Source organism: Pseudoalteromonas sp. SWYJZ12 (assembly GCF_015864395.1).
GTDB lineage: Bacteria > Pseudomonadota > Gammaproteobacteria > Enterobacterales > Alteromonadaceae > Pseudoalteromonas > Pseudoalteromonas arctica.
Window position 1 is genome coordinate 436,069 of record NZ_JADYXH010000001.1, and the last position, 21,108, is coordinate 457,176.

The window sequence follows — 21,108 nt, forward strand, 5'->3', positions numbered from 1 at the left end:
AAATAAAGGCTAGCCTTTAATTTTAAAAAATGCAAAATTTAGGATGGGTGTCTTGTTTATTTGTTTCACGCAACGTGAAATACAGTGATAGTACTTTGTATCAACCAAACTTACTTGACGCTTTCTTGCGATTGCCATAAGACACTCTGCTTGTTTTTTGCACTAAATAAAGGCTAGCCTTTAATTTTAAAAAATGCAAAATTTAGGATGGGTGTCTTGTTTATTTGTTTATAACCATCCGCACTAATAAAACATGCGCGGCAGTGGTTATGCGTAACCCAAAGTTGCATATTGCTGCAGTCAGTGGCGTAACGTATGTTTATTGGATCGAATAATAAAACTCCCGGAATGTTTTGAATAACTAATTGATTACAAATACGCGATAGCCGCTCTGAACGCATTCTCTTAAGGTTAGGTAGCACTAGACCATCAGAATCCCATTCATCAAAAGCTTGCTGAGTGGGACCTATTTCTGTTCTATCATTATCTACAGGCGTGCCGTCAGGTTTATGTGTATGATTTTGCATTGGAGCAATTTTACGTTCCGATGCTGAAGTAAAAAAAGTATTAGCGCTCATTGTTAATTTAAATACCTTAAAGTTAATTTTGTTATTAATTAATGTAAGTAACTTGGCTGGCTAATAGTAATATCACCGTATTATAAAAAGTGTAAGCACTATAAGTAGCTCTACTCTTACCTATAAAAGTTGCTGATACTGCTTTATTTTTAAACTATAAATCGGAAGTTTATGGGAAAGTCAGATTAGTTTTGGTGATATAAAAATTAATAGTTTCAAACCTTAACACCTAAAAAATAGTCAACTAATTTTCATATTTAAATAGCAGATAAACTAGACAGCCACTCCAATTGAACAAACAAAATGTTGCCATTAAATTTAATTTGTAGGTTAATAACATACCTTTTATCGACAGGTTATTTTCATTTCATCCATCAAATAAGTCATTAGCGCTCTTAATCTAAATTGCACGCATGAAAATGACTGCATGGTGCAGTTGTGATTTATTACTGAATAGTTTTACTGAGTAGTTTACGTTTTATGCCAGTAGCTTTTCGCAGTTACTGATATTCGCTCGCCGCTTTCGCTTTAAGTTTTCACAATAACCTTCTTGTGAGGCTGGCCTGCCTACTGCGCCATGAAATACACGCGTAAATTGTGTGGTGAGCTTTAACCAATTTTCGGGGGATATATTCACTCTTTCGAGTAAGGGTAAGTGTGAACTCTCAATATACCCTCGCTTATCTTCACGTATACAACGCCCTGTTAATTCAACAAGTTCAAGGTACGATTTAAGCTCAAACGGCAGCCCTTTGGGCATTATTTGACGTGGCATGCCTGCAAAGCGCAGTAGTTGTTTTGGCTGCTTGCCTTCTTTTGCGCATATTAAGCGTACTTGAGCGCTGGTATGGTCTGACTCTTCTGGCGTTTTAGCCATCTTGGCTCTAATGGGGTTTAAATCGACATACGCCATACAGGCGGCAAGTGCGGCTTCATCAAGCAGTGCTTGCGATCTAAATCGCCCCTCCCAAAACCTGCCGGTACAGTTATCTTCCTTATTTGCTCTGCGAGCAATATCTTCATTTAACAACCGCATAAACCAGCTAATACTTGATAGGCGCTCTCGATATTCCTTTACTGTTTGATAAAAAAAGATAAGTTCAACTTTACTTAGCTTTTCACCCTGTACATATTTTTGCGTAAGTACGGTGCCTTTACACAGTTTATGCCAGCGAATAACAATCGCTTTATCATTTAACCTATTCGCTTTTTTATCATCAACATACAAGACTAAGTGTGTATGATTACTCATTACGGCATAAGCACATACGTCAATACAAAATATCTTGGCTAACTCAAGCAGTTTGTCTTCAACCCAGCCTCGTCGATGCTCGTAAGACTTACCTGTAAAGTGGTCTTCGCCACATAAAAATGCACGGCGCACGCAACGCGAAATACAGTGGTAGTATTTTGTATCAGCCAAACTTACTTGACGCTTTCTCGCGATAGCCATAAGACACCCTGCTTGTTTTTTACACTAAACAAAGGCTAGTCTTTAACTTCTAAAAGTGCAAAATTTAGAGTGGGTGTCTTGTTTATTTGTGATAAGACACTATCCAATCTTCTGCACCATGCCTTTCATTTAAGTATCCGCAGACAAGAAATAATGAAAGAGAAAATAATAAAATAACTTTATTTAAACTCATATCTATTTTAAGTACACCAGTAAACTAACGCCTAATTAACAGGCTAAAAATAGTGGGCTAAAATGGAGCGGAGCGAACAGCCCGCTGTTTTTAGTCCTTGTTGAATTTCTTGTTATATTTCATTTTCCAATTCATGTATTTTACATTTTCTAACTCATGTATATGTCTTAAGCCCTCTCGACGAAAAACAAACCCTGCAATAAATGCTAAAGCTAAGAAGCCAATAAATGTCCATTGAGTTGCAGGAGATAATGAAGACAACATATCAAATAATGACACAGATTTTTTATTGCCATTAATAGCAATTTGTAATATTGCTGCAAGTGGAACAACAGTAAATAATAATATAATGCCTTTAAATATAGCTACACCTATATCGATAAGTGATTTACCAAATGCTTCTTTAGCTTTAGGATTGTAATCCTCAGGCTTCATTGATTCTTCCTTGAAATATAACGCCTCATTAAGAGGCAAATAATTGTTGGCTAAAATAAGTGACGCAGGAGCAAAAGCCAACTGTTATTTGTCCTGCTTTAATGACTTGTTATATGCCGGATACCACCGTCCGTACTTTGCAACTATGATACAACTTTTGTTCTAGAATCTTACCACTTGGCAATGCTATGGCAATAGTTGCAGAGGTATTTAGAATTGCATCTTTATTTGTTGGGCTTGTTATATGAAGCTCAATTCTGTCTTTATCGAGCTCTAAAACCTCAGCGCAAACCAAACAACTTTTACCGTAAATTTTGTCAGCGTACAAGGCTACTTTAGCAAGTGATTTATCTAAAAGAGGTTTATCTAAAAGAGGTTTATCTAAAAGAGGTTTATCAATATCGATTTCGTTAGCACATAGCTCAATAGCTTTTGCGGAATTACAAAATAAACATATCGAAATAAGTGCTAAAAGTAGAATTCTACGCATAGTTCCCTTAGGCATATAACGCCCGCTTAAGCGGAAAAGTATAGCTGGCTAAAATGTTGAACGGAGTGAAAACAGCCAGCTGTATTTTTTCCGTTTGAAGCGCTTGTTATGTGTAAATTTTTAACTGAACTTTGCCGTTTATAACTTCTAAGTTACCAAACTCACCAACAACCTTAAAGCCTTGATTTGTTTTAATTAACGAATCTATATTGCCATAATCAAATGAACCATTTATATCTTTGTTTGGTTTAACACTACTTTTTTCAGCAAGCCCTGAATATGAAGTGAAATCCGCAAATTGAATTTCACATATACGGTAGCAAGTATATTCATCAGGTTTTGGATTTAGATAATGAGGTGAATCAGGCCAAATGCTAGCCTCAATTTTGAATGTGATTTCAGTTGCATTCGAACTCCAACCGAGAACAAACGAGTCATTGAAATCTATACCTTTGAAAATATCCATATACTCGACGATATCCGTTTACACATAACGCCTAATTAACAGGCAAAAAATGGTTGGCTAAAATAAGTGAACGTAGTGAACAAAAAGCCAACTGTTTTTTGTCCTTGTTGAATTTCTTGTTATGTGTTTTTTGCACTCCACTTTCCAGAAAGAATCATGACATAAATACCGATGGTAATTGTACCAAGCATTAGCCCTATGAAAGGTGATGAACTCCCAACTAGAAATGACATACCAAGTGAAGTACCTAAACATATAGTTAAAGCACCAAGTTGTGCGCGATTGAGCTTATTATTAAATCTCATTTTGGACTCCCCATCCTTGAATTTACTGTGAATAATCCTAAACACATAACGCCCTGTTAAGGGGCAAAAATTGTTTGCTAAAATGTTGAGGAACGAAACAGCAAACTGTTTTTTGTCCCGCTTGAACAGCTTGTTATATGCTCTCAACACCAATAACCTCGCCCGACATTAAAACAGCAACGAAATTTTTTGAACCATACATTTTGTTGCCATCAAGAAGAGGATCGTATTCGACAATGTAATACCAATACTCCTCTTTAGAAAAACCAACCAGACAATGGTATTTAACTAACTCTACACTTCTAATTTCGATACCATCAAATTTTGGCAAATTACTAACAGCCCAATCCTGAACTAAAGAGTAGGCTTTATAAGTTGCTAATGGTGGTGAAACCATTTCTTTAGGTGACCATGAACCAGCCTTTTTAACTTTGCTGCCTGGAACAACAAGGCCATACTTTTCACCACCATGAGTTGCTGTAGTTCTAGGAGTATGATCCTCACAAAAATCTGTATTCGCTTGTGCAAATAACGGTAGTAAAACTAAAAAAGAAACTAGAAATTTAATCACAATTCTTCCTTGAGCATATAACACTTTAGTATTTATGCGACACGCAGTTTGTGTTGCATAATCGCTTGTTGGACTGAGGCGCTACCTGCTCGGTGTGTCAGAGTTGGTGTTGTTTATGCTATGGGAATTTGCTTTTTAGAGGCTCTAGCTAAATCAGCTAATTTAATAAGCTTACCTATTATAATTTAAGCTTTCCCTGCATTGCTCAGCGTTTATTATCTATTCATTAAACCGAATGTTTAACCGTTAAGCAAGGATATTTTTCGCTCGCACAGTCGCTATTAGCCTGAGCAATTAAGCAGGTTAACTTATTGATTTGATGCAGCAAGCAAGGCTGCTAACTCGTTCGCGCTATTTTATTTGTCGCCTCATCTAAATTCATCACACCAATAAATCGTAAGGTACCCGTCTTGCATGACTGGCAAGACCAATGGGGTATTAATCGTTCTTGCTCTACCTTCGGCTTCACCGCTTTGCATGGGGTTGCTGATACTTGAGCCTTTATTAACCCTAACTTTCGCTTGCGACACGCATTAGCTAAAAAGCCATAGTGACGAATGCGCATAAACCCTTTGGGCAATACATGTTGTAAGTAGCGCCGTAAAAATTCATCACAACTCAGAGTCATGACTTTATCGCGGTTGTTATCTGCATAATCGCGGTATTTAAAGCTCACTGTTTCTTCAGTCGCTGACACTAATCGCGATTCTGACATCACGCCTTTTCGGGTATAACGAGCAAGGTAACTAACTAGCTTTTCACTGTACGTTAAACAGGCTTTGCTATACACGCACCATTTGGTTGGTGTGCTTACCTTCGCGAATGAACTATCGCATTCATTGAGCGCCGCGAGCATTTTCCCTCTAAACACTGTTGATAATGCTTTAACGGGGTATAAATAGCCTTTTTTTATTTCATGCCAGTGCGCTTTATCAAGCGCGCCTGCGGGTATCAAGCAATGCAGGTGAATATGCTGACTTAAGTTCTGCCCCCACGTATGCAGTACGCTTGTCATGCCTAACTGGCCATGCCTCTTTCGTTTCGCAAATTTACACAGCGTTTGCCATGCAGCTTTAAATAAACAGTGATACAACGCGTTTGGGTTGTAGTGCGCAATGATATTTAACTCATGCGGGAGCGTAAAAACAAGGTGGAAATAGCGACACGATAATAAATCCTCTTGTTGTCTTTGCACCCATTTAGCCGTTGCCATACCTTGGCAACGTGGGCAATGCCGATCTCGACAGCTACATCCAATTTGTTGTACTTCACTACAGTTATCACATTGCCATGCTTGATAACCGAGCTGACCCGTTCTGCATGATTGAAGGTGTTGGCAGACTCGTAACTGCTGATAACTCATTATGTGGTGCTGCCGATAATTCCCAAGGCCAGAATTTAAAATATCAGCGAGGTGCAAGCCTCTCATTGGTTTCCCCAACTTGCGAGTAAATCAATACCACCATGCCCTAATTCAGGTAACCAGTGTAAGTAACTTTGCGTGGTTCTAATGTCACTGTGACCAAGCTGATGTTGAAGTTGATGAAGCGGCATCCCTAACTCAAGTTGATGTGTTGCATAAGCATGGCGTAATACATGTGGATTACAGTGCTTTAAACCACACATTTGTGCATGTTTTTTCAATGCCTTTCTGAAGCTTGAGGGTGACATAGGTTTATCCATTAACCATCGTGAATAAAACATCCAGCCCGTTGGGTGATACATTTTCCAATAGCAACGTAATTGATTTAGCACGCTATCTGATACAACAACATAGCGTGACTTATCTCCTTTACCATGTTCAATTAAAATGGTTTTACGCTGTCCATCGATGTCTTGCACTTTGATGCGCAGCAGTTCGCCAATACGCAAACCACATCCATAACACACCACTATCAATGTTTTTAAGCGCATATCCGTGCAACTTTCTATAAGTCGTCGAATATCATCACGCGATAAATAAGTAGGTGCCCGAGGTTTTGCTTTAGGCAAGGCTATGTCTAAGTTCAGTGGGCGGTGTAAAATATTCTTAAACAAAAACCAAATGCTGTTTATTTGTATTTTTTGACTCGCTCTGGAGAGCTTGCGAATGGCGGGATCTTTAAAAAAGATATTCAGCTCATCATCAGTAATTAAATCGAGTGGTTTATTAAAATAATGGCTGAGTTTAAGTAAATGCTCGCAGTAACTTTTACAGGTACTTTGTGAATAACCACGGTAGGCTATTTCAATTTTGACTTGTTCAATGAGTGTATTCATGACTTACCTCCAAATATGGGATAACCCCAAGGTAAGTGTGGCTCAAATGGTCAGAATAGGATCTCCGCGTAGCGGCTTAGTTCAACAGCTTTATCAGAGGACACTTTCCTCTTTTTATGAGCAATGCATGTTCCCTTAATTATTTTACATATTAATAACAAATACTGTAACACATTGCCAGCTTTAAACTTTAAGTCAGGCTGTTCTTTTATTAAAATGCAAAAAAGAGGAAAATGTCCTCATTTCTTGACTTAGGAGGAAAAACGCCAATACTGTATATAATTACAGTTAATTGAGATTTAAAATGAAAACTAAATCCCCTTTTCTTAATAGTATTATCAACTATATGTATAGCCATCACTACGCTAAAAAATCTATTGAAACTTATGTATTTTGGATTACTGCCTATATCCATTTTCATAATAAGCGGCACCCTACCAGTATGGGCAATAATGAAGTTGAAATATTTTTAAATCACTTAACAGTCACTAAAAAAGTGGCAGCGAGAACACAAGCAACCGCTTTAAATGCACTTGCTTTTTTATATAAACATATTATCAAGAATGAGCTCTCATTAGATTTAAATTTCGTTAAAAGTAACCGCCAACAGAAACTTCCTGTCGTACTTACACAAACTGAGGTATTGCTATTTTTTAGAAATATAAATAAACGACATTATTTGATAGCAAGCTTGCTATATGGAAGTGGTTTACGGCTGATGGAAGCAGTAAAAATAAGAGTTCAAGATATTGACTTCGACTATAAAAACATACGCATTTGGAACGGTAAGGGTAATAAAAATCGTATTGTGACACTTGCTGAAGAATTAATACCAATGCTAAGAAATCAAATAATTCAAGTTGATGAATATTTACAGTTAGATTTAAAAAATGATGCGTACGCCGGTGTATGGATGCCTCATCGACTTAGTAAAAAATACCCAAGCGCTAATAAGTCTTTACAATGGCAGTTTTTGTTCCCATCACATAAATTAAGTACGGACCCTGAAACAGGAGAAATAAGACGTCACCACTTAGATCATTCAGGGGTAAGAAAGTCAGTTAAACTATCTTCAGCAAAAGCTGAAATTAACAAACACGTTACGCCACATACTTTGCGTCACTCTTTCGCTACGCACTTGCTGCAAAGCGGCGCTGATATCCGCACAGTACAAACACAACTAGGCCATAGTGATGTGCGTACTACGCAAATAATACCCGCTGTATTGAATTAGTGAGCAATTTTAGCGATAGATAAATAGCTCAGTAACAAGGCAAAAACTTGGTAATATAGTTTATCTATATGAGAAGTTTTTAACGCAGTTAATGAGTTATTTAGAACGCTAAAATGTTCAACGTTTTAATTCAGCGGGTATCCTACCCATGTACTACAACAAGGTGCTAACGGGGTTGTTAGCCCTTTTTCAAGATTATAAGCGTCTCTTTTTAATCCTCTACACATACATACTCGCTTACAAATCAATACCGCTATCTATTTCTACTTTAAAAAACACATAAAAAAGCCCCGCTTGTTTTTACACAAGCGGGGCTCCACACTAATACTTTTCAACAATAAAAGCGCCGATACTGCGGGCGCTTTGCATCATTGAATTTAATTTTATTGATTAACTACACTTTTAAGCGGGTTAATCGGCTGTGCGTTATCGTCTAGTATGTTCATATCAAAATCGAACTCATCTACACGAATCGCTTTTTCACGTTTGATGTTGTAATCAATTAACTGAACGTGTTCAGCTTGCGTGATTACGTTTGCCGCTAGTGCGTTATCAAGCGTGATGTTAAAGCGTATACCTGGTTTAATTACTTTAGCACGTAATGCTTTTTTAACTTTAGCCAGTTCGCCAAGTGATGCCATTTTAGCTTTGTAAGCTTGCTCATTAATATGATGGCCATCGCCCACTACTGGTTTAACTAAATGCGTGATTTGCGCTTTAAATGCGGTATCTAGCTGAGCTTGCTTAGCTAGTTCGCGGATTAAATCGTCGCTAATTTTTGGCATTTTAGTTGAGTAGTTCATTGTAATGAAACGAATAAACTTACGTGTACCACTTGCAGGGAAGTTATCTAAAAACTTATGCAATGCTTCTTCAGCACTTTGAAGTGCAAAACGAGTCGCGTAATGGAAATACGGTGCAGCTTGCTCACGGTCACTACTTGATACTTTTTGCTCGTAATATTTAATTGATGCCATAGCTGCATATAAGAAGCTCATTACATCGCCTAAACGTGCCGATAGCATTTCTGCTTGTTTTAACTTACCGCCAAGTACCAGTAACGAAAAGTCTGCGTACACTGCAAGTTTTGCAGATAATTTATGTACTGCTTTTTCGTAGTCACGTACTTCTGGTAATTCAGAGTTTGCACTTGCTGTAAATGGTAAAACACCAAGGCGAAAAGCACGGAAGCTGTTTGCTGTGCTGTAACCAATTGTTTTACGTAAAATGCCGTTAAATTCTTTATCTGCGCCTTTATCTTCACTATGGATAGATTCAACCATAGATTGTAAATATGGGTGACAACGCATAACACCTTGACCAAAGATCATCAGGTTACGTGTAAGAATGTTCGCGCCTTCTACCGTAATGGCAATCGGCTGAGCAACATAACCACTTGCTAATGTATTTTGTGGACCATTTTGAATCGCTTTACCCGCTTGAATATCCATTGCTGAATCAAGCACGTCGCGACCAAGCTCTGTCATGTGGTATTTAGCGATTGCAGTTACTACTGATGGTTTTAAGCCCATGCCTAAGCCTTCAGTTGTAAGTACGCGCATTGCTTCTTGTAGGTATGTTTTACCTGCAATGTCAGCTAGTTTTTCTTGAATACCTTCAAACTGGCCAATGGCTAAACCAAACTGTTCACGCACTGCTGCGTATTCAGATGCTGATTTAAATGCAACTTGTGCTGTACTAACACCTAGTGCAGGTAATGAAATACCACGGCCAGCACCTAAACAGCTAACCAGCATTTGCCAACCACGGCCGATATTTTTTTGCCCGCCAATAACAAAATCCATTGGTACAAATACTTTGTTACCACGTGTAGTACCGTTGTAAAAACGAATACCCATTGGGTCGTGGCGATTACCAAGCTCTACACCTGGGTGCTCTTTTGGAATTAGTGCACAGGTAATACCTAAGCTTTCTTTACCACCTAATAAACCATCAGGGTCCATTACTTTAAAAGCTAAACCAAGTACGGTAGCAATAGGTGCAAGCGTTATGTAGCGCTTGTCCCATGTGATCTCAAGGCCAAGTACTTCTTCGCCTTTATACATGCCTTTAGTAACTGTACCAATGTCTGGAATGCCACCTGCATCAGAACCCGCTTCTGGGCTTGTTAATGCAAAACATGGAATATCTGTACCATTTGCTAGGCGTGGTAAGTAATGTGCTTGTTGTTCTTGCGTACCAAAGTGAAGTAATAGCTCACCCGGGCCTAACGAGTTAGGAACCATTACGGTTACCGCAACTGCTGAGCTTTTAGTCGCAATTGTGCCAACAATAGTAGAGTTTGCATAAGGGCTAAACTCTAAACCACCAAACGACTTAGGAATGATAAGCGAGAAAAAACGCTCTTTTTTCAAAAATTCTAAGATGTCATTTGGTAAATGAATGCCGTTTTGAATCACTGAATCGTCAATCATGCCCAATAACTCTTTTACTGGACCGTCTAAGAATGCTTGCTCGTCTGCGCTTAATGTAGCAGCAGGTACGTCGCGAAGTGCACTGAAATCAGGTTTACCTTGATAGATAGACCCTTCAAGCCATACATCACCCGCGTCTAGCGCTTCTTGTTCTGTGATAGAAATACTTGGTAATACTTTTTTTAGTTTTGTACGTAAACTCATGATTGAACTCATCCGACCAGCTAAATAATAACTACATTACGTCATAAAAAATCGTTTAGATCAATTGCTCTATTCAATTAATTAACAGTTTTTTCAATTTATTTTCTTTACCTGAACGTAAACTGTTGAAACACAAAGGCTTACAGTTGTACGCTAAAAAAAAGTATTTTGACTAAAATGATGAATAAAACAGCAAAAGCGCTAGCGCTGTATCTATTTTTTTATGGGCATAAAAAAACGCAGCACAAATAGGCTACGTTTTTATTCAATTTGTAGAGGCTACATTATCAATTAATCTAGCTAAAACTACCTAAATTTAAATCAAATTGTATAAGCGCTTCACTTAGTAACTTTAACAACTTGCTTGCCGGTAAAACCACCAGCAAGTTGTTTATTAAGCGCTTGCGATACTGAGTCAGCACTAAAATCTACGGGCGTTATTTCTGGGTGTTTAATGTCGCCACTAACAGCGCCTTCAAGTAACAGGTTGCCCATAAAACTCAAACGTTGTTGTGCACATAAACTATTAGCAAGCCATGCTCCACCAATTGATACTACGCTAATATTAGGCGCTCGGTGATACATTAAGTCTTGATCAAAACAAGGTAGCGGATTTAAGCAGGCAATACGTCCGCAAAAACGCATTAACTCAATATTACGCTGAGTACACTCACCACCTATCGTATCAATAACCGCATCAAAGCCTTGCGGGCCAAGTTCTCTGCGGATTTTTTCGCATAGCTTTTTATCGCTATAGTCAAAAACCACATCAGCGCCTAGCTGCTTAACCAACTTATGGTTACGCTTTGATGCCGTGGTAAATACATCTGCGCCACGCTGTTTTGCATATTGAATAGCAAACTGCCCTACCGCTCCGGCTCCGCCTTCAATAAAAATAGTATCGCCTTCACTAATGCCTATTTTATCTAAGCTGATAAGTGCTGCCATACCGGCGCATGGAAGTGTTGCTGCAATGGCCGGATTTAAACCGCTTGGCACAACCGACACTGCAAAGTTAGGTACTTTGGTGTATTCGCTCAAAGCACCTTGCTCACCAATGTTGGCGTGCCACATAACGCGCTGGCCAACATTTGGAAACACACCTTTATTAGCTTTAACCACAACACCTACGGCATCTAAGCCTAAAATGTGTGGATACTGCCATTTACAAAAGCCTGTTTTAGCAAATTGACCATCAACTGGATTTAAACCAACGTACTCTACTTTTACAAGCAGCTCGTTATCTGCACAGTCTGGAACAGGCAGCTCAGCATCTGCTAAGTCAATTGCTTCATTTGGTTCTGGCAGTACAATAGCGCGCATCGTTTGCGGGATAATGTATTCATGTAAATTTTCAGTATTTGGCATCAATATAACTCTACTTATTAGTGTCGTTTAACGCATAACTCCATTGGCCATTAAATGACTGGTAAGCATTTACTTTGGCAAGCAGTGAAGAAATTGTTGTTTCAACAGCATTTTCTTGTGCTATTAAAACATCCTGGCGCGCATCTAACAACTCAAGGTAAGGAATTTGGCCTTCTTCATACATTGCTTGTGCTTGTAAAAATGCTTTATTAGCAAAGTCATAGCGTTCATCGGCAAAGCGTTTTTGCTGTGCTTGATTGACCAACAATTGCAGTGAAAGTTCACTTTCACTTAGTGCAGTTAATACCACTTGTTGATAATCGCTGTATGCGGCTTCACTTAAAAACTGCTGCGCGTCGCGCTGTGCTAATAATGCTGGGTAGCTTAATAACGACCATTGCAATTGCGGCGCTACTTGCCACTGTTGGTCGGTATTTTTTAAGCCTGTGCTATCTATACTCACAACCCCTGCAAATGCAGATAAGCTAATATCGGGTAATAACGCTTTACTCGCTGCAACGCTTAAACTATTTGCTTGGCTAAAGTCAAACAGTGCACGGCTAATATCTGGACGTAAGGCAATGGCATTATTAGCGTTTTTTAGTGCTACGCTAAAGTCACGTTCAAGCACACCTTGCTCGTTTTCAATAGCAATATTTTGCGCTAACTTACCGCTTAGTACTGCAAGAGCAGATAAATCGCTGTATTTTGCATACTCAATAGCAGGCATTAATGCTTGTTGCTGCCTAAGCTGCGCCATAGTACGGTTTAAATCAAGCTCGTTTGCTACGCCTTCGTCAACTCGGGCTTGAAGAACGTCAATACTTTGCTCAAGCGCTTCAATTTGAAGTGTAACAATGTGTTGTTTTTCAACATTACCTTGATAACTTACAAAGCCTTTAACGACTGACGAAACAACTTCAATTTGTAATAAGCGTACTTGCTCTGCTTGGCTCATGGCTGATGCATTTGCAGCATCAACCAACGCCGTTATACGACCAAATAAATCTAGTTGCCAATCAAGTGCAACGTTTGCACTTGATTGGCGGTCAAACACGCTTGGTGCATCGCTTCGAGCTGCGCCAACATTTACGCCACCTTGCGGAAGGTACTGGGCTTTTTGCTCTCCTAGTCGCGCTAATGCACTTTTAAGTGTTAGCTGGCTTGTTTGCAAATTATAGTTATTTGCAAGCGCACCAGTAACAAGCTCATTTAGTTGATCAGAATTAAGCTTTTTCCACCAGTTTGTTTCATCAGCAACGCTAACGTTACTAGCAATATTAGCTTTGGCAACAAATTCGTTAACGGCTTTTTGCTCACTCATGGTGTCTATTTTACTCGCACACCCGGCTAAAAACGCAGCGACTAATACTGCACTAACAGTCAGACTTGTTTTAAGTCTTTTTTGCATTAATTTAGTCATGAGTATTCTCCTGCGCTTTCTCTTTTTTGTTAGTCACTAACATATAAAATACCGGCGTGAATAATAGACCAAACACGGTTACACCTATCATCCCTGAGAATACTGCGTTACCCATTGCGTGTCGCATTTCGGCGCCTGCACCGGTGGCAAGTACTAACGGTACAACACCTGCTGTAAATGCAATTGAGGTCATTAATATTGGGCGCAAGCGCATACGACATGCCTCAAGTATTGCCTCTAAGTGCGATAAGCCTGAGTCGTGTCTATCTTTTGCAAACTCAACCATCAATATTGCATTTTTAGAGGCCAACGCGACCAGAACTATTAACGCTATTTGGGTGAATATGTTGTTGTCAGAGCCAACAAACCACACACCTAACAAGGCTGAGAAAATAGTCATTGGTACAATTAATATAATTGCCAGTGGTAAACGTAAGCTCTCGTACTGCGCTGCAAGTACCATAAATACAAGTAATACAACTAACGGGAATACATAAACCATGGTGTTACCGGCAAGTACTTGTTGGTACGTTACTTCAGTCCACTCATATTCAATACCTGTTGGTAGTGTGTCTGCGAGTACTTTTTCAATAGCAACTTGTGCTTGATCAGAACTATAACCTGGCGCTGGGCTACCATTTAACTCTGCACTTGGATAACCGTTGTAATGCATAACACGGTCAGGACCAATTGTTGGTGTTACTGTTAATACTGAGCCTAGTGGCACCATATTACCTGAGCGGTTACGTACTTTTAAATTAAGTATTTGATCAGGATCTAAGCGGTAGTCAGCATCAGCCTGTGCATTTACTTGGTACGTACGACCAAACATATTAAAGTCATTTACGTACACAGAACCTAAGTAAATTTGCAGTGCATTAAATACTTCATCAAGTGGAATACCTTGAATAAGCGCTTGCTCACGGTCAATATCAATATCCATTTGTGGAACTTGGATACGGAAACTTGAGTACAGGCCCATTAATGCAGGGTCTTGTTGCGCTTTAGTAATTACGGCTTGCAGACTATTAAATAGTGCTTCAAATCCTTTATTAGCTCTGTCCTCTATTTGCAGTTTAAAACCACCGGTAGTCCCTAAACCTTGAATTGGCGGCGGTGGAAATACCGCTACAAATGCCTCATCAATGGCGGCAAAACGTTTATTCAACTGCGCCGCTATCGCCATCGCTGATTGGCTTGGGTCGGTACGTTTATCAAAGCTCTCAAGTGGTGTAAATACAATGCCGCTGTTAGGGCTATTTGTAAAACCGTTCACTGATAAGCCAGGAAAAGCAACAGTATGTGCAACGCCTGGTACTTCTAATGCAATTTGCTGCATTTGAGCAAGTACGTCTTCAGTACGATCAAGGCTTGATGCGTCAGGTAACTGCGCAATAGCCACTAAATACTGTTTATCTTGCTGTGGAATAAAGCCACCTGGTACGGTATCAAATAACTTAATTGTGCCACCAACAAGTGCTATGTAAGCCACCATTACAACAACGGTCATACGAATTAGTTTTTGTACCAGCTTTTCGTAACCTTTAGCACCACGATTAAATACGCGGTTAAATGGTTTAAACAACCAACGACCAAACAATTTATTAAGTAAACGCGTGAACGCATCTGGTTTTGCATCGTGCGATTTTAATAACAATGCAGCAAGCGCAGGCGATAACGTTAGTGAGTTAAACGCTGAGATAATAGTCGAAATTGTAATTGTAAGTGCAAATTGCTTATAAAATTGACCTGATAAACCGGTAATAAACGCAGTAGGAATAAATACAGCACTTAGTACTAGCGCAATGGCAATAATAGGGCCTGTTACTTCGCTCATTGCAACCCGGGTTGCTTCAAGTGGCGATAAGCCTTTTTCAATATTACGCTCTACGTTTTCAACAACTACAATCGCATCATCTACAACAATACCTATGGCCAATACTAAGCCAAACAACGACAAGGTATTAATTGAGACACCTAACCACTGCATTACTGCAAACGTACCAATGAGCGAAATAGGCACAGCAATTAGCGGAATAATTGATGCACGCCAGGTTTGTAAAAATACAATAACAACAATAACTACCAGCACAATTGCTTCAAGCAAAGTAGCAATTACCGCGTCAATTGAGCCGCGAACAAATACTGTAGGGTCGTACACAATGTCGTATTCAACACCAGTAGGGAAATCTTTAGATAAGCGCGCCATTGTTTCGCGTACTTGATCAGAAAGCTCAATAGCGTTTGAACCTGGGCGTTGGAATATTGGCATTGCAAGAGCTGGTTGGTTATCAAGCTCAGCACGCAGTGCGTAAGTGTCTTGGCCTAAATCAACACGGGCTATATCAGATAAACGCGTTAACTGACCTTCGTCGCCTACCTTAATAATAACTTGTTCAAATTCTTCAATACTGTTTAAACGACCTTTAACGTTTAACAATATTTGAAATTGACTGTCGTTTGAAATTGGTTGTGCACCTAAGCTACCAGCAGCAACTTGCTGGTTTTGCGAGCGAAGTGCTGTTACTACATCTGTTGCTGTTAATTCGCGTGCAGCAAGTGCATCTGGGTTTAGCCATACTCGCATTGAGTATTTGCCAGCACCAAACATGCGAATATCACCTACGCCTGGTAAGCGCGCAATTTCATCTTTAATGTTTAAATCAGCATAGTTAGATAAGTAAGCTGTGTCGTGCGTTTTTTCAGGTGAGTATAAATGCACTACCATGGTTAAATCTGGTGATGACTTTTCAGCCACAACACCTAAACGTTGTACTTCTTCAGGCAAACGCGGAAGCGCACTGTTTACACGGTTTTGTACTTGTACTTGAGCACGATCTAAATCGGTACCTAACGCAAAAGTTACCGTTAGTGTCATGCGTCCATCACTGGTACCTTGCGAAAACATATATAGCATGTTTTCAGTGCCGTTAATTTCTTGCTCCAGCGGTGTTGCCACTGTTTGCGCAATAACGGTAGGGTTAGCACCCGGGTAGTTAGCGGTAACAACAACTGTTGGAGGAACTACTTCTGGGTATTCACTAACTGGTAATTGGAATAGTGATATACCACCAGCAATTAAAATAACCAATGACAGCATGGCCGCAAATATTGGACGCTGTATAAAGAAATGCGAGAATTTCATCAATAAACCTTATTGCTTAGCCACAAGTTGTGCGTTGTCATTTAACAATGTAAATGCCACACCACTTGTATCAATTGTTACTGTTTGCGGAGAGATTGGCATACCAGGGCCTACGCGAGCTGGGCCATTTACAGCAATAACATCACCTTCGTTAAGGCCCGATGTAACCGCACGTAAGGCACCGTAACGCTCACCTGTAGTGATAAGTTTGTATTCAAGTACGTTGTTTTCGCCAACCGTTAATACAAAACGATTTTTTAAGTCGGTACCAATTGCACGTTCTGGGATAATAATCGCGTCGCTAATAGAGTTGGCTGCAAGCTTAATACGTGCAAACGAGCCTGCGCGTAATTGGTTGCTGTCTTCATTAAATACTGCACGTACACGTAATGTGCCCGTTGATGAATTAATTTGGTTATCAATAAAGTTAATGTAGCCTTTGTATGCAAAATCGCTTTGACCCACTTTTTGCATTACAACAGTTTGATGGCTCGCAGCAGTAACATCATTAAAAGAGCTATTCCATGTGCGTTCATCAACATCAAAATAAGCGTACATAGCTTGGTTTGAAACAATCGACGTTAATACGCTTTGACCCGCAAGTATGTTATTACCTTTGGTAATATTTGCGCGAGAAATAATGCCATCAATTGGTGATACTACTGACGTAAACTCTAAATCAAGCTCTGCTGAAGTAAGTTGTGCTTGAAGTGCAGAAAGCTGTGCTTCGCGTTGGCGTAGTGTTGAAGTACGCGCTTGTGCTTGCTCAGTTGAGATTGCCTTGCGGTCTAATAAGCGTACCGCACGTTTGTCTTCACTTTTAGCTTGCTCTAAGGCAGCTTCTGCACTGTTGATTTGCGCTTTTAAGCTAGCAACCACAGCAGCAAATGGACGAGCATCTAATTGAAATAAAACATCGCCTTCTTTAACCACGTCACCTTCTTTAAATTCAATGCTATCGATGATTCCCGATACACGCGGCATTAAAGCAACTTCTTGTGGAGACTCTAAACGAGTTGTATATGTGTGCCAGCTTTGTACCGGCTTAACAAGCACCTGTGCTACATCAATTGGTTGAAGTTGCTGTGCAGGTGATGATTGAGCTGTGCTCTCATCAGCACAACCCGCAAGTGTTAAAGATGCCGCAGTAAGTGCAGCAGCAATTAGATGTTTGTTCATGAAGACGCTCCATTGTTGATTAGCCTCGCATAATACGGATTAAACCCGTGTGTAAAAACCATAGATTTTTAAATTCATTAATGCCAAAATGGCATCAATAGATTAGTTAAGGTGTAATAATGGATACAACAAGTCGACTTTTAATGTTACTTGAAGTGGTTGAGCAAGGCTCTTTTGCAAAAGCTGCAGAAATCCGCAACATAGATCGCTCTGTTATATCTAAACAAATTAGCCGTTTAGAGGATGAGTTAGGCGTTAGGTTACTTAACCGAACCACGCGTTCATTTTCGCTCACAGCGGCGGGTGCCGAAATGATCAAAAAAGCCGCTGAGCTTAGAGAGCTGCTTGGCGAAACCGTACGCATGGCTGAAAACTACCATTTAGAACCGCGTGGCGTATTAAAAATCACTTCATCAACACTTATTGGTCGTCGTTATTTACAACCTGTACTTAATGATTTTCAAAAACGCTTTCCGCAAGTAGAAGTTGAACTGCGTTTAGACGATAGATTAGTAGATATAGTCTCTGAAGGATTTGATTTGGCTTTTCGTGTAGGTGAGCCTAAAGATTCGTCACTTATTGCACGTAAAATAGCGCGTAACCGATTATTAATTTTAGCTGCACCACAGTTTATTGAAACTTACGGTATGCCAAAAACAATCGAAGAGTTAGCGCAATTACCAGCAGCAAGCTATGCCAGTAATTCTATTCGAGTAGAAACCATAGATTACTACGATAGTAAGGGTGAACGCTGCGAGCAAAAAATAAAAAGTGTGTTTCGTGCTAATGATGCCGAGTCATTGTTAATGAAAACATTATCGGGCACAACTTACTTTGTCGCCCCTGCATTTATTATTGGTGATGAAATAATACAAGGTAAGCTAGTGCCTTTATTGACCGATGTAAAACTGATGGAGTTTAGTGCGATGTATGCCGTATATCCGCACCGAGATTTACCAGTGAGGACCCGGTTGTTTTTTGATGCTGTGCGCGAGCATTTAGGAAAAGATAAACCGATTTGGGAAAGCGGGATCCCCAATTTTGAGCAAATGTATTAAGTAACCCTGCTTAAGCAACTACCGTCTCATCGTCGTGTTCTTTTTTAAACTTACAATACACTTTATTGCGGCCAAATTGTTTTGCTTTATATAACTGTTTATCTGCTTGGTTTACAAAGCTTTCCAATGAATTAGTACTTTTAAATTTTGCGACACCAATACTGGTTGTAACATTGATTGCAAGGCCGTCAATGTCAAATGTGGTATTTTCAAAACGTGCTCTTATTTGTTCAGCGGTATTAAGTGCAGCCTCTTCATTTGCAAAAGAGCTAAATAAAGCAAACTCTTCACCGCCTACTCTAAATACATACCCTCTACCAAGCACAACTCTTAGTAAAGTGGCCACTTCGATAAGTACTTGGTCACCGACACCATGGCCATGCTCATCATTTATCTGCTTAAAAAAGTCTAAATCGAGTAAAAACAAATATAACTGTGACTTATCTTGTAGTTCAACTTCAAAGTAGTGGTTCATTGAAAGACGATTACCTGCACCCGTTAACGGATCAAGTAACGCTAAATTTTTAAGGCGCTTTGAAAAATGTGAGCGGCTCCCTTCAAAAACATGAGAAATCGCCCAAATACTTAAATAAGCACAGAGTAGATTAAGAGATAAGTTAAAAGTTTCAAAGGGGGCAAGTGTAGACTTACTCCCTAAAATAAACACTTGGATAACTAATAAATTTGCAGAGAAAATTACACCATATTGTTTACCTAGTAACAGGTAGTACAAAATAGGTAATGCAAACGACCATACAAACACACCATTACTAGGCGTTGCTAAGGATGTACCTATAATAATAATTAACGTTACCAGTGCACACATTATTAAGGATTGCCAAAACTGTAGTGGACGGCGTTTAAGTGAAATATAAGTAAATATACAATAAATAGAAAAACAGATTTCGATATAGCCTAGCAATGGAAAATTATTTACGGTCAAATTAACACTCGCAAATACTAGCGATAAAAAACCAAAACAAAGACACATCCCTCTCAGGACGTCCTTTCTTAATGATTTAGTGCTATTAAGGGCCGCTATATCCATTCTAATCACTTAATAAAAATAAAAAGTAAGTTTAACGTGAAAATACAATTTAACAAGCTTTGTTCATATAAAACCACGTAAATACAACCAGTTATTTACATTTTAGGGATAATGTAGTGTATTTTAGAAACACGTTTGATACTTTAATATCACTAAGTGGCTTTAACAACTAGCCACCTAACATGGATAAATTAGTAGTAATACCTGTATTACCCTGGTGTAAAAGGTGAGTTGGCTTTTTGGTTTTAATATAACGAGATAACAATGCCATTAATTCACTGTTTGAACTGTTGTTCATATATTCTCTTAGCGAAATACCCTCTTCAGAAAACAAACACAAGTGCAGATTCCCTTTTGCTGTAACCCTTAATCGGTTACAGGTACTACAAAAGTCGTTGCTGTAAGGCATGATCAAACCAATTCTGCCTTGATAATCAGGATGAGCAAACTCTTGAGCAGGACCTGCTGATGCACTACGCGCAACTTGCTGCCAACCCGTTTGTAATAACTGAGTTTTTAAAACTTGCCCAGAAACATGGTTAGCATCAAAAAAGGCTTTGTTGTCGTTTGTTTGCATCAATTCTATAAAGCGGATGGTAACGGGACGGTGTTTAACCCAATTTAAAAATGTATCAAACTCTTTTGCGTTGTATTGCTTCATCAACACGCTATTTATTTTTACCGAATCAATACCCGTTTCAAGCGCAGTATCAATACCTTTCATTACTGAGGTAAATTTGTCATGCCCAGTAATGGTGTTAAACATGCGCGAATCTAAACTATCAATGCTTACATTAATGGCGTTTAAGCCTGCATCTACCCAGTCATGAATATTCTTATGAAGAGAAAAACCATTGGTAGTCATTGCAATTTTTTTTATGCCCGCGACATCTTTTGCCGCGCGAACAACATCTATAAAATCTTTACGAAGGGTTGGCTCTCCGCCAGTGATCCTTACTTTTTCGATACCATGGTGTGCAAACGCTTTAAGCGTGTTGCTAATTTCATCAATTGTGAGAAAACCACGGTCTGGCCCGCCCTGATAACCATCTGGTAAACAATAAACACACTTAAAATTACATACATCAGTAATAGACAAACGTAAGTAACTAAACTCTCGCCCTGTTGGGTCGATTAGCATAAATAAACCTTAACTAATATCAACAAGTAATAACAACCTAATACCAATTTGCAATAATACTTAATCATTTAATTAAGCGAATTAGTATAAACAACGCTACTTATTGATACATAAATAATAATT

At 39.2% G+C, this 21,108-nt stretch carries 18 protein-coding genes and 1 pseudogene; 2 read left to right on the forward strand and 17 right to left on the reverse strand.

Annotation, left to right across the window (positions count from 1 at the left end):
• Window positions 1–75 precede the first annotated feature (75 nt).
• The 10 genes and pseudogenes from I6F42_RS20380 to I6F42_RS01925 form a co-directional block, all read right to left on the reverse strand.
• A pseudogene (locus I6F42_RS20380) lies at window positions 76–138 on the reverse strand (Mobile element protein); the annotation flags it as partial.
• A gap of 35 nt (window positions 139–173) precedes the next feature.
• Window positions 174–578 (reverse strand): hypothetical protein, encoded by a 405-nt coding sequence (locus tag I6F42_RS01885; RefSeq protein WP_197150468.1) that lies wholly within the window; start codon window positions 576–578, stop codon window positions 174–176.
• Between the two features lie 478 nt (window positions 579–1,056).
• Window positions 1,057–2,031, reverse strand: a complete 975-nt coding sequence (locus tag I6F42_RS01890) for a transposase (protein ID WP_197150470.1) — start codon at window positions 2,029–2,031, stop codon at window positions 1,057–1,059.
• A 283-nt stretch (window positions 2,032–2,314) separates the two neighbouring features.
• A complete protein-coding gene (locus tag I6F42_RS01895; RefSeq protein WP_197150473.1) occupies window positions 2,315–2,740 on the reverse strand; it encodes a hypothetical protein in 426 nt (141 codons plus the stop codon).
• Window positions 2,741–2,768: 28 nt separating this feature from the next.
• Window positions 2,769–3,149 (reverse strand): hypothetical protein, encoded by a 381-nt coding sequence (locus I6F42_RS01900; RefSeq protein ID WP_197150476.1) that lies wholly within the window; start codon window positions 3,147–3,149, stop codon window positions 2,769–2,771.
• A gap of 106 nt (window positions 3,150–3,255) precedes the next feature.
• A complete protein-coding gene (locus I6F42_RS01905; protein WP_010553078.1) occupies window positions 3,256–3,615 on the reverse strand; it encodes a hypothetical protein in 360 nt (119 codons plus the stop codon).
• 119 nt (window positions 3,616–3,734) lie between these two features.
• Entirely contained in the window at window positions 3,735–3,920 is a 186-nt protein-coding gene (locus tag I6F42_RS01910) for a hypothetical protein (protein WP_033012802.1), read from the reverse strand.
• 133 nt (window positions 3,921–4,053) lie between these two features.
• The gene (locus I6F42_RS01915; RefSeq protein WP_010553080.1) at window positions 4,054–4,491 is read right to left on the reverse strand and encodes a hypothetical protein; all 438 of its coding nucleotides are present in this window, start codon (window positions 4,489–4,491) and stop codon (window positions 4,054–4,056) included.
• Between the two features lie 337 nt (window positions 4,492–4,828).
• On the reverse strand, window positions 4,829–5,920 hold the full coding sequence (locus I6F42_RS01920; protein ID WP_096058057.1) for an IS91 family transposase: 1,092 nt from the start codon (window positions 5,918–5,920) through the stop codon (window positions 4,829–4,831).
• Window positions 5,917–6,750 carry a tyrosine-type recombinase/integrase gene (locus tag I6F42_RS01925; RefSeq protein ID WP_010555537.1) on the reverse strand — a complete coding sequence of 278 codons (834 nt, stop codon included), beginning with the start codon at window positions 6,748–6,750 and terminating at the stop codon, window positions 5,917–5,919. Before I6F42_RS01925 ends, I6F42_RS01920 begins: the two co-directional genes overlap by 4 nt.
• Window positions 6,751–7,054: 304 nt before the next feature.
• On the opposite strand from I6F42_RS01925, the gene I6F42_RS01930 reads away from it, so the two are divergent.
• On the forward strand, window positions 7,055–7,984 hold the full coding sequence (locus I6F42_RS01930) for an integron integrase (RefSeq protein ID WP_050576436.1): 930 nt from the start codon (window positions 7,055–7,057) through the stop codon (window positions 7,982–7,984).
• Window positions 7,985–8,367: 383 nt separating this feature from the next.
• Here I6F42_RS01930 and I6F42_RS01935 read toward each other — a convergent pair whose 3' ends face one another.
• From I6F42_RS01935 to I6F42_RS01955, 5 genes are all read right to left on the reverse strand, one after another.
• Entirely contained in the window at window positions 8,368–10,623 is a 2,256-nt protein-coding gene (locus I6F42_RS01935; protein WP_197150479.1) for an acyl-CoA dehydrogenase, read from the reverse strand.
• 339 nt (window positions 10,624–10,962) lie between these two features.
• Window positions 10,963–11,991, reverse strand: coding sequence for a zinc-binding dehydrogenase (locus tag I6F42_RS01940; protein ID WP_197150484.1), 1,029 nt, complete (start codon window positions 11,989–11,991; stop codon window positions 10,963–10,965).
• A gap of 10 nt (window positions 11,992–12,001) precedes the next feature.
• On the reverse strand, window positions 12,002–13,414 hold the full coding sequence (locus tag I6F42_RS01945; RefSeq protein WP_010553923.1) for a TolC family protein: 1,413 nt from the start codon (window positions 13,412–13,414) through the stop codon (window positions 12,002–12,004).
• A complete protein-coding gene (locus tag I6F42_RS01950; RefSeq protein WP_007582022.1) occupies window positions 13,407–16,559 on the reverse strand; it encodes an efflux RND transporter permease subunit in 3,153 nt (1,050 codons plus the stop codon). The genes I6F42_RS01945 and I6F42_RS01950 overlap by 8 nt, the downstream gene beginning before the upstream one ends.
• Before the next feature lie 9 nt (window positions 16,560–16,568).
• Entirely contained in the window at window positions 16,569–17,738 is a 1,170-nt protein-coding gene (locus I6F42_RS01955) for an efflux RND transporter periplasmic adaptor subunit (RefSeq protein ID WP_197150487.1), read from the reverse strand.
• A 119-nt stretch (window positions 17,739–17,857) separates the two neighbouring features.
• On the opposite strand from I6F42_RS01955, the gene I6F42_RS01960 reads away from it, so the two are divergent.
• Window positions 17,858–18,796, forward strand: a complete 939-nt coding sequence (locus I6F42_RS01960; RefSeq protein WP_010553925.1) for a LysR family transcriptional regulator — start codon at window positions 17,858–17,860, stop codon at window positions 18,794–18,796.
• Window positions 18,797–18,806: 10 nt separating this feature from the next.
• On the opposite strand, the gene I6F42_RS01965 is transcribed toward I6F42_RS01960, so the two are convergent.
• Both I6F42_RS01965 and moaA read right to left on the reverse strand, forming a co-directional pair.
• Window positions 18,807–19,844, reverse strand: coding sequence for a GGDEF domain-containing protein (locus I6F42_RS01965; protein WP_197150492.1), 1,038 nt, complete (start codon window positions 19,842–19,844; stop codon window positions 18,807–18,809).
• 169 nt (window positions 19,845–20,013) lie between these two features.
• The gene (gene moaA / locus I6F42_RS01970; RefSeq protein ID WP_010553927.1) at window positions 20,014–20,985 is read right to left on the reverse strand and encodes a GTP 3',8-cyclase MoaA; all 972 of its coding nucleotides are present in this window, start codon (window positions 20,983–20,985) and stop codon (window positions 20,014–20,016) included.
• Window positions 20,986–21,108: the final 123 nt, after the last annotated feature.

Excerpts from the sequence above, each read along its gene's own strand:
- I6F42_RS01900 (WP_197150476.1), bottom strand. The coding sequence starts at position 3,149 with ATGCGTAGAATTCTACTTTTAGCACTTATTTCGATATGTTTATTTTGT.
- moaA (WP_010553927.1), bottom strand. The coding sequence starts at position 20,985 with ATGCTAATCGACCCAACAGGGCGAGAGTTTAGTTACTTACGTTTGTCT.
- I6F42_RS01905 (WP_010553078.1), bottom strand. The coding sequence starts at position 3,615 with ATGGATATTTTCAAAGGTATAGATTTCAATGACTCGTTTGTTCTCGGT.
- I6F42_RS01910 (WP_033012802.1), bottom strand. The coding sequence starts at position 3,920 with ATGAGATTTAATAATAAGCTCAATCGCGCACAACTTGGTGCTTTAACT.
- I6F42_RS01885 (WP_197150468.1), bottom strand. The coding sequence starts at position 578 with ATGAGCGCTAATACTTTTTTTACTTCAGCATCGGAACGTAAAATTGCT.
- I6F42_RS01930 (WP_050576436.1), top strand. The coding sequence starts at position 7,055 with ATGAAAACTAAATCCCCTTTTCTTAATAGTATTATCAACTATATGTAT.
- I6F42_RS01940 (WP_197150484.1), bottom strand. The coding sequence starts at position 11,991 with ATGCCAAATACTGAAAATTTACATGAATACATTATCCCGCAAACGATG.
- I6F42_RS01935 (WP_197150479.1), bottom strand. The coding sequence starts at position 10,623 with ATGAGTTTACGTACAAAACTAAAAAAAGTATTACCAAGTATTTCTATC.
- I6F42_RS01890 (WP_197150470.1), bottom strand. The coding sequence starts at position 2,031 with ATGGCTATCGCGAGAAAGCGTCAAGTAAGTTTGGCTGATACAAAATAC.
- I6F42_RS01920 (WP_096058057.1), bottom strand. The coding sequence starts at position 5,920 with ATGAGAGGCTTGCACCTCGCTGATATTTTAAATTCTGGCCTTGGGAAT.
- I6F42_RS01965 (WP_197150492.1), bottom strand. The coding sequence starts at position 19,844 with ATGGATATAGCGGCCCTTAATAGCACTAAATCATTAAGAAAGGACGTC.
- I6F42_RS01955 (WP_197150487.1), bottom strand. The coding sequence starts at position 17,738 with ATGAACAAACATCTAATTGCTGCTGCACTTACTGCGGCATCTTTAACA.
- I6F42_RS01960 (WP_010553925.1), top strand. The coding sequence starts at position 17,858 with ATGGATACAACAAGTCGACTTTTAATGTTACTTGAAGTGGTTGAGCAA.
- I6F42_RS01950 (WP_007582022.1), bottom strand. The coding sequence starts at position 16,559 with ATGAAATTCTCGCATTTCTTTATACAGCGTCCAATATTTGCGGCCATG.
- I6F42_RS01945 (WP_010553923.1), bottom strand. The coding sequence starts at position 13,414 with ATGACTAAATTAATGCAAAAAAGACTTAAAACAAGTCTGACTGTTAGT.
- I6F42_RS01925 (WP_010555537.1), bottom strand. The coding sequence starts at position 6,750 with ATGAATACACTCATTGAACAAGTCAAAATTGAAATAGCCTACCGTGGT.